The organism is Pseudomonas sp. JL27(2026), from assembly GCF_056933555.1.
Map to the genome: position 1 here is coordinate 2,089,070 of NZ_CM167794.1, position 13,536 is coordinate 2,102,605.

The window sequence follows — 13,536 nt, forward strand, 5'->3', positions numbered from 1 at the left end:
TCTCGTTTCAGATCCGCTCCATTTTCCTTTTGCAGACCACGTTCCGCCAGGCCTTGCCCTTGGTGGCGAAGTCGTGCGTCTGCGTCGGGCCGGGTTATTCAAAGATGCGCCGCGCGCGCTTTTCGTTATCAAGGAATCTCTATGACTGCTGGCCTGCAAGGCTCGTTGATGGTGGACGTCGCCGGTACCTGGCTGACGGCCGAAGATCGCCAATTGTTGCGCCAGCCCGAAGTGGGCGGCTTGATCATCTTTGCCCGCAACATTGAGCATCCGCGTCAGGTACGGGAATTGAGTGCGTCGATCCGTGCTGTTCGCCCGAATCTGCTACTGGCGGTAGACCAGGAGGGCGGTCGCGTTCAGCGCCTGCGTCAGGGCTTCGTGCGTTTGCCGGCAATGCGTGCAATCGCCGATAACCCGAACGCCGAGTACCTGGCCGAGCAGTGTGGCTGGATCATGGCGACCGAAGTGCTGGCGGTTGGCCTGGACCTGAGCTTCGCCCCGGTACTGGACCTCGACTATCAGCGCAGTGCTGTGGTGGGCAGTCGTGCCTTTGAAGGTGACCCCGAGCGCGCCGCGCTGCTGGCGGGGGCCTTTATCCGTGGCATGAACAGCGCCGGCATGGCGGCCACAGGCAAGCATTTTCCTGGCCACGGCTGGGCGGAGGCAGACTCCCACGTCGCGATACCCAATGACGAGCGTAGCCTCGACGAGATCCGCGCCAAGGATCTGGTGCCGTTCGCCCGTTTGAGCAAGCAGTTGGCGGCCGTCATGCCGGCCCACGTGATTTATCCTCAGGTCGATTCCCAACCGGCCGGTTTTTCGCGTCGCTGGTTGCAAGACATTTTGCGTGGCGAGTTGCAGTTCGATGGCGTGATCTTCAGCGATGACTTGTCGATGGCCGGGGCTCATGTGGTCGGCGATGCGGCCAGTCGAATCGAGGCGGCGCTGTCAGCCGGTTGTGACATGGGCCTGGTGTGCAACGACCGGGCGGCGGCCGAACTGGCCCTGAGTGCGGCCCAGCGCTTGAAGGTCAAGCCGTCGTCGCGTATTGCGCGGATGCGTGGCCAGGCATTTGCCAGCACCGAGTACCGCCAGGACCCGCGCTGGCTCACCGCCCTCGGCGCGCTCAAAGATGCCCAACTGATTGATTAAGGACTTTTTGCAATGACGGTTTACGCGATTATCGGTGGCACCGGCCTGACCCAGCTCGAAGGCTTGAGCATTCGCCAGTCGTTGACGCTGGACACGCCGTACGGCGCGCCGTCGGCCGAGATTCAGGTCGGCGAGTACGCGGGGCGTGAAGTGCTGTTCCTGGCGCGTCACGGTCATCCGCACCGTTTTCCACCGCATCAGGTGAACTATCGGGCCAACCTGTGGGCCTTGAAGCAGGCGGGCGCCGAAGCAATTCTGGCGGTCAATGCGGTCGGCGGGATCCATGCCGCCATGGGCACTGGGCATTTTTGTGTGCCTCATCAATTGATTGATTACACCAGCGGTCGCCAGCACACCTATTTTGCCGATGATCTGGAGCACGTCACCCACATCGACTTCAGCTATCCGTACAGCGAGCCGTTGCGCGAACAGTTGATTGCCGCGCTGGCTGCCGAGGGCTGTGCTTACAGCAGCCACGGGGTATATGCCTGCACGCAGGGGCCGCGTCTGGAAACCGTGGCGGAAATCGCCCGTCTGGAGCGTGACGGCTGCGACATTGTTGGTATGACCGGTATGCCGGAAGCCGCGCTGGCCCGAGAGTTGGAGCTCGATTACGCCTGCCTGGCGCTGGTGGTGAACCCGGCGGCGGGCAAGTCAACGACGGTGATTACCATGGCCGAGATCGAGCAGGCGCTGCATGACGGGATGGGCAAGGTGAAGTCGACCTTGGCGCGGGTGCTTGAAGGCTGAACCAGGCTCTATACACCGGGTTGACCCCATCGCGAGCAGGCTCGCACAGTAGTTTTATGTTGTCCCATCATGGCGGGCAACCATAGATCCAGTGTGGGAGCTTGCTCCGGGCGGCGATCCGGCGATGGCGACCTGTCAGGCGCCGCTAAATCTTCGATTTATCCGGCAGGGGCGCAAACAGCGCTTCAATGTCGTCGCTCTGCAGCTTCCAGTCTCCAGCCTTGCGCCCATCCAGCACGCCCGCCGCCAGGTCGGATTTTTCCTTCTGCAAATGCTGGATTTTCTCTTCAACTGTTCCGCGGGCGATCATCTTGTAGACGAACACCGGTTTGTCCTGGCCGATCCGATAAGCGCGGTCAGTGGCCTGGTTTTCGGTTGCCGGGTTCCACCAGGGGTCGTAGTGAATCACGGTATCGGCCTCTGTCAGGTTCAGGCCTACGCCACCAGCCTTCAGGCTGATCAGAAATATCTGCCGTTTGCCGCTCTGGAAGTCTTTCACCGGCGTCCGCCGATCCCGGGTTTGCCCGGTTAGCAGTGAGTAGGCGACACCGCGTTTGTTCAGTTCGTCTTCGATCAGCGCCAGCATCGAGGTGAATTGTGAAAACAGCAGGATTTTCCGGCCTTCCTCAAACAATTCCTCAAGCATTTCCATCAGGCTGTCGAGCTTGCCGGACGTACTGCCGCGCGTGGGCAGGGTTGCTTCGTTGACCAGCCGCAAATCGCAGCACACCTGACGCAGCTTGAGCAGTGCCTCCAGAATGATGATCTGGCTGCGCGCCACGCCTTTGCGGGTGATCTCGTCGCGGACTTTCTTGTCCATCGCCAGGCGCATGGTTTCATACACGTCGCGCTGGGCCTCGTTAAGGTCGACCCAGTGGATGATTTCGGTCTTGGGCGGCAGCTCAGTGGCGACCTGTTCCTTGGTTCGGCGCAACAGGAAGGGTTTTATCCGACCGTTCAGGTGTTGCAATCGGACTTCGCTGGCGCGTTTTTCGATGGGCACGCGGTAGTCGCGGTTGAAGCTTTTTACATCGCCGAGCCAGCCGGGCAGCAGGAAGTGAAACAGCGACCACAGCTCACCCAAGTGATTTTCCAGCGGCGTGCCGCTCAGGCACAGGCGCTGGCGGGCGTTAAGCTCGCGCGCTGCCTGGGCAGCCTTGCTGGTGGGGTTCTTGATGTATTGCGCTTCGTCGAGGACCAGTACGTGCAATGGCTGCGCTGCTAAGCGTTCGACATCCTTGGGCAGCAATGCGTAGGTGGTCAGAATCAGGTCGTAGTCGGCCAGGTGCTCGAAGTGTTTCTTGCGCCCGGCGCCATACAGCGCCAGCACTTTGAGCTGTGGGGCAAAGTGCGCGGCCTCGTCGAGCCAATTAGGAATCAGGCTGGTGGGCATCACCACCATGCTCGGGCGGTCGAGGCGTCCGGCATTTTTCTCGGTCAGCACATGGGCCAGGGTCTGTAGGGTTTTACCCAGTCCCATGTCGTCCGCGAGAATGCCGCCGACTTCCAGTTGCCGCAGCGATTGCATCCAGCTCAGGCCTTCAAGTTGATAGGGGCGCAGCGTTGCATTCAGGCCTTCGGGGGGCTTGGCGGTGTAGTCCTTGATGTCGCGCAGGCGCTGGGCGAAGGTGCGGATCTGCTCGCCGCCCTCCCACAGCAACGGGAAGCCTTCCAGCGGATTCAGGCGTGTGGCATCGGCCTTGCTCAAGCGCAGCGTGGTTTCACCGGGCTCTTGCAGGTAGAACTCTCCCAGGGTTGCCAGTACGGGTTTCAGGCGGCCGAATGGCAGCGCGACTTGCAACGGGCCGTGTTCGGAGTTCGGGCGGTTCGGGATATTCACCAGGATCAGCTCGTCGTCGCGACGTTTGGCCAGGCGTTCCGGGTTGAGGAGTTCTGTGTGCGAACGCATCAGGTTCAGCAGGATCGGCAGCAGGCTGAGGCGCTCGCCGTTGACGATAATCCCCAGTTCCAGGTCGAACCAGTCGCGCTCGGGTGCTTCTTCGACCGTGGCGTACCAGTCATCGACGGTCGATAGGTCGAAGCCGAAGTCCTCGTCGATTTGCAGTTCCCAGCCCTGGGTGCGCAGCGTGGGCAGCTCATTGAGGGTGAAGGTCAGCCAGGCGCTGTCGTTGACCATCTCAAACAGCTCGCCAGCGCTTTCCGGCAGGGCCTTGCTCTGGCGGGTGGCAATCTTGAAACCGAGAATTCGCAACTGCTCGCGGTAGGACTTTTCGACTTCCAGCTGTCGTTTGATCCGCAGGGTCTGTGTTTCCTGGCGAATCAGGATGTCGGCGTTTTTCTGTCCACTGACGTACTCGTCCATGTAGCTGAAGGACAGTGCGGCGCGGTGCTGAATGTAGCGTTGCATCTTGCCGTTGCGCGGTTCGAAGGCGCTGAACTCAATGCTGGCCAGCCACAGGCGTGGCACAGGTTGCACGTTGTCTACCAGCAATTGCGGCAATGGGGCAGGGCGACGGCTTTCCAGCACGGCTTGCAGTTTTTCCAGGAGTTCGGCGTCTTTCGCGGCAGCCGGGAACTCGAGGGTTTCCTGAATGCGCAGCAACACGGCGGCGCAGTGTTTGCAATTGCTGCGCACCGGGCAACTGCACGTGGCGTCGACCAGCAGCAGGGTGCCTTTGGCGGACTCGCGCAAGTGAAGGGTCTGACGGTAAACATTCCCGCCAGAGCCTTCGCAACTGGCGGTTATGGTGTTGTCGCCGGCTTCGGCGATCCTGACGCGGTTTTCCAGTGCGTAGCGACGGCCACGCTCCAGGCTCTGTTCCTTGAATCGGCTGACCCAGGAAGGTGCCAGGGGTTTGCTTAAACGAGAGGGCATAGGGACTTCATTCAGTCCGGTATGACATCAGGAGCTTGGCGCGGCGCGGGGGCAGTCAATGATGTGATCTTGATCAGCAGGCCCAGGTGGCCGTTGTCGAGGAAGTTCAACTGACCGTTCTTGGTGTGGCTTTCCTGTTTCAGGCGTTCGCTGGCCGTGACCAAGCCGTTGCTGTTGATCTGATTGACCCAGAAGTCGGCGTCGACGTCGGTGAAGCGACCCAGTTTCAGGTTCAGCGTACCCTCGATCGGGAACTGGCCGAATTGCTCCTGGCCGTCACTGATCGACACTTTGCTGGCGTCTTCCCCCAGGTTCTGCTGCCAGGCCTTGTGCAGCAATACCGTGTAATCGGGGTTGGCGCGCAGTTTCTCCGCTTCGGCGTTGAGGCTTGGCGTGCGCAGGCTGTCGGCGGTGACCGGGCGTGCACCTGCGGCCCAGTCTTCCGGCGCGGCGCGGCTGATGATGGCGGGCACGGCATTTTGCCGGACCAGAATCATTTCAACCTGATACAGGCTGTCGGCAAATGCCGTTGGGGCGACCAGGGTCAGGAGCAAGGTCAGTGAGCGAAACAGGCGCATTCGGCGTCCTTCAAGCAGTTTTTGGGGTGAGGCGTTCAAACAGCGCCTCAACAGTATTAAAGCGTTCTTCCGGGCGCTCCATCGGCACCATGAACTTGAACACCGTGGCACCTTCGAATTTGTAGCGGTTGGGCTGGCCCTGAATCAGTTTGATCAGCACCAGTGGGTCGACCGGTGTTTGCGCGCCGAACTCTACGCGACCGCCTTGTGGGCCCCCGTCGACCTTCTTGATGCCCAGTTGCTCGGCCTGCAATTTCAGCAGGGTCATGCGCACCAGGTTCTTGGTCGGTTCCGGCAACAGGCCGAAGCGGTCGATCATCTCCACTTGCAGGTCTTTGAGGCCGTCCTCGTCGGTGGCCGAGGCGATGCGTTTGTAGAGGATCAACCGCGCATGGACGTCCGGCAAGTAGTCTTCCGGAATCAACGCGGGCAAGCGCAGGTCGATTTCCGGGCCACCGCCCAGCGGTTGGTCGAGGTTTGGTTGTTCGCCCTTGCGGATCGACTTCACCGCGCGTTCGAGCATTTCCATGTACAGCGTGAAGCCGACGGCCTGAATCTGCCCGCTCTGACCGTCGCCCAGCAATTCGCCGGCGCCACGGATTTCCAGATCGTTGGTGGCCAGCACGAAACCGGCGCCCAGGTCCTGGGTGTTGGCGATGGCTTCCAGGCGCTTTTCTGCGTCCGGGGTGATTTGCTGGCGCGGTGGTGTCAGCAGGTAAGCGTACGCCTGGTGGTGGCTGCGACCCACGCGGCCGCGTAACTGGTGCAACTGCGCGAGGCCGAACTTGTCGGCACGCTCGATGATGATGGTGTTGGCGCTCGGCACGTCGATGCCGGTCTCGATGATGGTCGAGGCGATCAGCACGTTGAAGCGCTTGTGGTAGAAGTCGCTCATCACCTGTTCGAGTTCACGTTCGCGCATCTGCCCGTGGCCGATGCCGATCCGTGCTTCCGGGACCAGTTCGGCGAGGTCGGCGGCGCATTTCTCGATGGTTTTTACGTCGTTGTGCAGGTAGTAGACCTGGCCCCCGCGCAGCAGCTCACGCAGCAGGGCTTCCTTGACGGTGCTTTTGTTCTGCTCCATGACGAAGGTGCGCACCGACAAGCGACGCGCCGGCGGCGTGGCAATGATCGACAGGTCGCGCATGCCCGACACGGCCATGTTCAGCGTGCGCGGAATCGGCGTAGCGGTCAGGGTCAGGATGTCGACTTCACTGCGCAACGCCTTGAGCTGTTCTTTCTGACGGACACCAAAGCGGTGTTCTTCGTCGATGATCACCAGCCCCAGGTTTTTGATTTTTACGTCGTCTTGCAGCAGTTTGTGGGTGCCGATGACGATGTCGATCTTGCCTTCGGCCAGGTCCGCCACGGCGGCATTCACTTCCTTGGTCGACTTGAAGCGGCTCATCACTTCCACGGTCACCGGCCAGTCGGCGAAGCGGTCGCGGAAGCTGTTGTAGTGCTGTTGGGCGAGCAGGGTGGTCGGCACCAGGATCGCTACCTGACGTCCGCCGTGCACGGCAATGAATGCCGCGCGCATCGCCACTTCGGTCTTGCCGAAACCCACGTCGCCGCACACCAATCGGTCCATCGGTTTGGGGGCGAGCATGTCCTCGCGCACCGCTTCGATGGTGGTTTGCTGGTCCGGGGTTTCTTCGAACGGGAAGCCGGCGCTGAAGGTGGCGTAATCGGCCTTCGGGTCGGCGAAGGCGTAACCTTCGCGGGCGGCGCGGCGGGCATAGATGTCGAGCAGTTCGGCGGCGACGTCCCGTACCTGCTCGGCGGCTTTGCGCTTGGCTTTCTGCCAGGTCTCGGAGCCGAGGCGGTGCAGCGGCGCGAGCGCATCGTCGCTGCCGGTATAGCGGGCGATCAAGTGCAGGTTGGCCACGGGCACATAAAGCTTGGCACCCTCGGCGTATTCGAGGGTCAGGAACTCGGCGGCCTGGTTGTCGATTTCCAGCGTGGCGAGGCCCAGATAACGGCCGACACCATGATCGATGTGCACCACCGGCGCGCCTTCGCGCAGTTCGGTGAGGTTCTTGATGACGGCGTCGTTGTTGGCATCGGCGCGTTTCTCGCGGCGACGACGCTGCATCACGCGCTGACCGAACAGCGGGCTTTCGGCGATCAGCGCCAGCGCGGGATCGTCGAGTACCAGGCCTTCGTCCAGCGGTGCAATGGTGATTGCCAGGCGTTCTTTGCTGGCGACGAAGTCTGGCCAGCTGTCGACGGTTTTCGGCCGCAGCTTCAGGCGTTCCAGCAGTTCCAGCAGCACCTCGCGGCGACCGGCCGATTCGGCGGTGAACAGTACGCGGCCGGGGAATTCGTCAAGGAAGCCCGACAAGGCGGCCAGTGGCGCGGTGGCCTTGGCTTCGATGGCCAGGTTTGGCAGAGGCTTGGCCGGAAAGCGTTCACGGCCGACGCCGGTTTCGACGTCCTGTTGGCTGGCAACCACACGCGGCCAGCTCTTGAGGCGCGCAAAGCAGTCTTCTACCGGGAGGAACAGTTCTGCCGGTGGCAGCAACGGCCGCGACGGGTCGATGCGCCGCTCTTCATAACGGTTGCGCACATCGTTCCAGAAGTTTTCCGCCGCTTGCTCGATGCCCGGCAAAGAGAACACTTGGGTGTCCTGGGGCAGGTAGTCGAACAGCGTGGAGGTTTCTTCGAAAAACAGCGGCAGGTAGTACTCGATACCGGCCGGGGTAATGCCGCTGCTCAGGTCCTGGAAGATCGGGCAGCGTCGGAAATCGACATCGAAGCGCTCGCGAAAACGCGCCTTGAAGCGGGTGACGGCTTCTTTTTGCAGCGGGAATTCTTTGGCGGGCAACAGTCGAACCGACTCGACTTTGTCGATCGAGCGCTGGTTTTCCGGGTCGAAGGTGCGCAGGGTCTCGATTTCGTCATCGAACAGGTCGATGCGGTAGGGCAGTTTGCTGCCCATCGGGAACAGGTCGATCAGCGCACCGCGCACCGCAAATTCGCCGTGCTCATAAACCGTGTCGACGCAACGATAGCCGCTGGCCTCCAGCCGCGTGCGCATTTGCTCGACATCGAGCTTCTGGCCGATGTCCAGCACCAGGCTGCTGCCGAGCAGGAACCTGGTCGGCGCCAGGCGATGCAGGGCGGTGGTGATCGGCACGACCAAAACGCCATGGCTCAGCTCTGGCAGCCGGTAGAGGCTGGCGATGCGCTGGGAAATGATGTCCTGGTGCGGCGAAAACAGGTCGTAGGGCAGGGTTTCCCAGTCCGGGAAATGCAGCACGGGCAAATCCGGGGCGAAGAAACTCAGCTCCTGTTCCAGCCGTTCGGCGCTTTGGCTGTCGGCGGTCAGCAGTAGGGTAAAGCGCTTGGCAGCGCTGGCGGCCTCGGCAATGGCCAGGCTCAGGGCGGCACCGGGCAGGTTGCCCCAGTGCTGTTTACCTGCCGCGGCAGGGAGAAGCGGTAGACGCAGAACGGGCACGGAAGGTTGAGCTCCAAGCGTTGCGACAAAGTCGGTGATTGTAACGGCCCCGGGTGCCGGCTGTCAGTTGCAGACTGTGTCTAATACACGGGTTTGGCGAAATGTAGTGGTAAAGACAAAAACAGGTGGTTTTTTGGGGTTTTTTGCTGAATATGTAGTGCCAGAATGGGTGGGTGTTACGGATGGTTACGGACAAGTCGGTGTCAGGTCCGAAAAATCGACTGCGCTGGAGGCCCCGGTTTTATTGGGCTTTAGAGCGGCGTGTTTTTTTTAAACAGAATTTTGTTACGGTCCGTACGACAGGCGCGCATTGCTACGGGAGGCACTCGGCGGCATAATGTAGCCCCTTTTTTCTGCCCCTACATGTGGAAGGTTCCCGTGACTCAGAAGCCCGACCAGTGTCTTGGTGAATGGATCGACCGTGAAGCACTCGCAGAAGCGATGATTCCGCTTATCGGTCAGCTCTACCGCAATAACAACGTGGTGAGCTCGATCTATGGCCGCAGCCTGATCAACCAGTCTGTCATCGCGATTCTCAAAGCGCACCGCTTTGCTCGCCATCGTTCTTGCGACGATAGCGAACTCTCCGTCCACGAAACATTCCCTCTGCTTAAAGCCATGAGCGAGCTCAAGCTCGGCGCGGCTTCGGTAGACTTGGGCAAGTTGGCGTTCAAATTCCGCGTCGAAAGCAATGGCCGCACTGCAGAGCAGTTCGTCCGTGAAGAAATGGCTGACGTGGTTGGCCAGCAAAACGCTTCAGCGCGTAAAGGCACCGACGTTGTGCTGTACGGCTTCGGTCGCATCGGCCGTCTGCTGGCGCGCATCCTGATCGAAAAAACCGGTGGTGGCGACGGCCTGCGTCTGCGTGCCATCGTGGTGCGCAAAGGCGCCGACAACGACCTGACCAAACGCGCCAGCCTGCTGCGTCGCGATTCGGTGCATGGTTCGTTCAACGGCACCATCACCATCGACGAAGAAAACAACACCATCACCGCCAACGGTAACCTGATCCAGGTGATCTACGCGAAGAACCCGACAGAGGTGGACTACACCCAGTACGGCATCAAAAACGCACTGCTGGTGGACAACACCGGTGTATGGCGTGACGCCGACGGCCTGGGCCAGCACCTGGCCTGCCCGGGTATCGACCGCGTTGTTCTGACCGCGCCTGGCAAAGGCAAGCTGAAGAACATCGTTCACGGCATCAACCACGGCGAAATCACGGCTGACGACAAGATCGTGTCCGCGGCCTCTTGCACCACCAACGCCATCGTGCCGGTGCTCAAGGCTGTCAATGACAAGTTCGGTATCGTCAACGGTCACGTTGAAACGGTTCACTCGTACACCAACGACCAGAACCTGATCGACAACTTCCACAAGGGCGATCGCCGTGGCCGTAGCGCCGCACTGAACATGGTTATCACCGAGACCGGTGCTGCCACCGCTGCTGCCAAGGCCCTGCCTGAGCTGGCCGGCAAGCTGACCGGTAACGCGATCCGCGTTCCGACGCCTAACGTGTCGATGGCCATTCTCAATCTGAACCTTGAGAAAGCCGCTACCCGTGAAGAGATGAACGAGTACCTGCGCTACATGGCGCTGCACTCCGATCTGCATAAGCAAATCGACTTCGTCAACTCGCAGGAAGTGGTGTCCACCGACTTCGTTGGCTCGCGTCACGCAGGCGTCGTGGATGCTGAAGCGACCATCTGCCAAGACAACCGCGTTGTTCTGTACGTCTGGTACGACAACGAATTCGGTTACAGCTGCCAGGTTGTTCGCGTGATGGAAGACATGGCCGGTGTAAACCCGCCAGCATTCCCGCGCTAAGCCTTAGCGGTAAATGAAAACGCCCCGATCAATGATCGGGGCGTTTTTGTTTGTGCGATTTGTCAGTTTCCAGATGTGTTGTTTGCGCCTTCCTCTTCGCGAGCAAGCCCGCTCCCACATTTGATCTGTGGCGTTCACAAATCCAATGTGGGAGCGGGCTTGCTCGCGAAGGCGATCTATCAGGCGCCGCCGACTACAGCTGCCTGCGCAGTGCGCAGCTCATGCTTGTTGCCACGGAACAGCACCAGCGTCGCAATCAGCCCCAGCACCGCCGCACCGCTGAGCCAGATCCCCGGAGCAGCCTTGTTGTCCAGCACATGGATCAGGTACGTGCACGCTGCTGGCGTAAAGCCGCCGAAGGTCGCAGTCGCCAGGCTGTAGGCGAGGGAGAAACCGGTGGTGCGCACTTCAATCGGCATGATTTCGGTCAGGGCCACGACCATCGCGCCGTTGTACGAGCCGTAGAGGAACGACAGCCACAACTCGACGATCAGCAGATGGCTGAAACTCGGGTTGGCCACCAGCCACGACAGCGCCGGATAAGCCGTCAGGATCGCCAGGACAGTCGCTGTCAGCAGCAGCGGTTTACGGCCGATTTTGTCGGACAGCGACCCCATCACCGGCAGCCAGAAGAAGTTCGACAGGCCAATGCATACCGTCACCAACAGCGCGTCGAAGTCCGACAGGTGCAGTTCGGCTTTGCCAAAGGTCGGGGTGTAGGCCGTGATCAGGTAGAACGACACGGTGGTCATCACCACCAGCGCCATGCCGGCCAGGACGATACCGAAGTTCTGAGTGATCGAACGGACAATGTCCCGCAAGCTTGGGCGATGTTTGCGGGCCTGGAATTCAGGGGTTTCTTCCAGTGAACGCCGAATCACGAAAATCACCGGCACGATCATGCAGCCGATCAGGAACGGTACGCGCCAGCCCCATTCGCCCATTTGTTCAGGGCTGAGCCAATGGTTGAGACCCACGCCGAGCAAACCGGCAAACACCACGGCGGCTTGCTGGCTTGCAGACTGCCAACTGACGAAGAAACCCTTGCGGCCCGGTGTTGCGATTTCGGCCAGGTAAACCGAAACGCCGCCCAGTTCCACGCCAGCAGAGAAGCCTTGCAGCAAGCGGCCGAACAGCACGATCAGCGGCGCCGCAACGCCCAGGGTTGCATAGCCCGGCACGCAGGCAATCAGCACGGTGCCGGCCGCCATCAGGGCGAGGGTGATAATCAGGCCTTTACGGCGACCGTGGCGGTCGATGTAGGCGCCGAGGAAGATTGCGCCCAGCGGGCGCATCAGGAAGCCGGCACCGAAGGTGGCCAGCGCTAGCATCAGGGAAGCGAATGCACTGTCGGCAGGAAAGAAGGTTTTGGCGATGGCCGTGGCGTAGAAGCCGTAGACCATGAAGTCGAACATCTCCAGAAAGTTACCGCTGACAACGCGAAAGATCGCCTTGCCTTTGCCCGTGCTTGAGGACATTTGAACGTACTCACTTTGGCTGTCTTGTTGGAAATCCATGATTTAGACGCGTCCTCGCCGCCCATGAGGGCAGGCTCCCTCGGCAAACGTGGTTGTAACAATATGTGTATGAAGATCGATAGGCAACAACTTGATAGGATGCTTCTTAAACGTTTTTTCTATTACGCGGCAGCAATTTTGGCTAGAGAGCACTAAAAGCGTGTGGGCAACGCCGCGCCCACCGTTCTATCGCATAATGGCTGGCCTTGGCGTTGTGTCAGGGGATTGTTCAGAGGGTGCGGGATTTGTTGAAGTGGCAGCTGTGGAGTCTTGTTGTATTGATAGGCAGCCTCTGCGGCTGCGGCAACGGCGACTCTATGGAAAGCTTCGGTGGCCCGACGATGGGCAGCAGCTATTCGATCAAATACGTGCGTCATGCCGGTCTTCCCGCGCCCGCCGATGTCCGCGTCCAGGTCGAAAAGATCCTCGCGGATGTCGACCGGCAGATGTCCACTTATCGCAGTGACTCGGACATTGAGCGCTTCAACAATTTACCCGCCAACCGGTGTCAGGCAATGCCCGCGCCGGTCCTCGAATTGATCCGGGTTGGCGAGCAACTCTCAGTACAAAGCGACGGCTCCTACGATCTGACCGTGGAGCCGCTGATGAATCTCTGGGGCTTCGGGCCGCAAGGTCGTGCTGAAAAAGTCCCGAGCGCCGAGGCATTGGCTCAGGTTCGGCAGCGAGTGGGCCATGCTCATTTGCGGATCGAAGGCGATCAACTGTGCAAGGATGCGCCGGTCGAGGTCGACTTCGACAGCATCGCCGCCGGGTATACGGTTGACCAGATTGCCGCGAAGTTACAGGCGATGGGCATCGACAGCTTCCTGGCCGAGGCCACGGGCGAACTCAAGGCCGTCGGCAAAAAACTCGACGGCTCGCCCTGGAAGATTGCGCTGGAGGAACCGCGCGACGATCAGCAGGTCATCGAGCGGGTGATCGCGGTGGATGGCTACGGCGTTTCGACCTCGGGGGATTATCGCAACTATTTCGAGCAGGACGGGCGGCGTTACTCCCACACCTTCGATGCCGGGGCTGGTGCACCAATCACTCATAACCTGGCGTCGGTGACGGTGATTCATCCTTCGACGCTGATGGCCGATGGCTTATCGACGCTGTTGCTGATTCTTGGCCCGGAGCGCGGCTGGGACTATGCAGAGAAACACGGTGTCGGTGCGTTTTTCGTGATTCGCACCGACACAGGTTTCGTCACACGGACCACCCCGGTTTTTGAGCGTTTGAGCGCCGGAAAAACCGAGTGAGTACGGGGTTGTTGGCACAGATTGCTGGCGCTGTAGTGCAGGCAAAACTAGCCTACGACGCGACCAAGGGTTAATGTGCGCGGCGTTGACGCTTCTATAGACTGTTCCTGGGTTTTCGACTGACCCCAAAATTGTTCCTTCATGCCGCAAGGCC

8 protein-coding genes are annotated in these 13,536 nt (G+C 60.4%); 4 read left to right on the forward strand and 4 right to left on the reverse strand.

From position 1 onward, the window contains the following. Positions 1–153: 153 nt before the first annotated feature. Together nagZ and AC1Z1G_RS09475 are read left to right on the forward strand one after the other, a co-directional pair. Positions 154–1,152, forward strand: a complete 999-nt coding sequence (gene nagZ / locus AC1Z1G_RS09470) for a beta-N-acetylhexosaminidase (protein ID WP_483627791.1) — start codon at positions 154–156, stop codon at positions 1,150–1,152. 12 nt (positions 1,153–1,164) lie between these two features. Continuing rightward, entirely contained in the window at positions 1,165–1,902 is a 738-nt protein-coding gene (locus tag AC1Z1G_RS09475) for an S-methyl-5'-thioinosine phosphorylase (RefSeq protein ID WP_483626633.1), read from the forward strand. A gap of 145 nt (positions 1,903–2,047) precedes the next feature. Here the strand turns inward: AC1Z1G_RS09475 and AC1Z1G_RS09480 are convergent, their stop codons facing one another. The 3 genes from AC1Z1G_RS09480 to mfd are packed head-to-tail and all read right to left on the reverse strand — an operon-like array spanning position 2,048 to position 8,776. Then, on the reverse strand, positions 2,048–4,738 hold the full coding sequence (locus tag AC1Z1G_RS09480) for a DEAD/DEAH box helicase (protein ID WP_483626635.1): 2,691 nt from the start codon (positions 4,736–4,738) through the stop codon (positions 2,048–2,050). Between the two features lie 11 nt (positions 4,739–4,749). Then, a complete protein-coding gene (locus AC1Z1G_RS09485; protein ID WP_483626637.1) occupies positions 4,750–5,316 on the reverse strand; it encodes a CsiV family protein in 567 nt (188 codons plus the stop codon). A 10-nt stretch (positions 5,317–5,326) separates the two neighbouring features. Next, positions 5,327–8,776: a transcription-repair coupling factor gene (gene mfd / locus AC1Z1G_RS09490; protein ID WP_483626639.1), complete on the reverse strand. Its 3,450-nt coding sequence runs from the start codon at positions 8,774–8,776 to the stop codon at positions 5,327–5,329. Positions 8,777–9,139: 363 nt separating this feature from the next. Between mfd and AC1Z1G_RS09495 the strand changes: the two genes are divergently transcribed. After that, positions 9,140–10,603: a glyceraldehyde-3-phosphate dehydrogenase gene (locus AC1Z1G_RS09495; RefSeq protein ID WP_483626641.1), complete on the forward strand. Its 1,464-nt coding sequence runs from the start codon at positions 9,140–9,142 to the stop codon at positions 10,601–10,603. 179 nt (positions 10,604–10,782) lie between these two features. Here the strand turns inward: AC1Z1G_RS09495 and tcuC are convergent, their stop codons facing one another. Further along, positions 10,783–12,081, reverse strand: coding sequence for a tricarballylate/proton symporter TcuC (gene tcuC, locus AC1Z1G_RS09500; RefSeq protein ID WP_483627792.1), 1,299 nt, complete (start codon positions 12,079–12,081; stop codon positions 10,783–10,785). Positions 12,082–12,437: 356 nt separating this feature from the next. On the opposite strand from tcuC, the gene AC1Z1G_RS09505 reads away from it, so the two are divergent. Continuing rightward, positions 12,438–13,382: an FAD:protein FMN transferase gene (locus AC1Z1G_RS09505; RefSeq protein WP_483626643.1), complete on the forward strand. Its 945-nt coding sequence runs from the start codon at positions 12,438–12,440 to the stop codon at positions 13,380–13,382. The last annotated feature ends 154 nt before the right edge of the window (positions 13,383–13,536 follow it).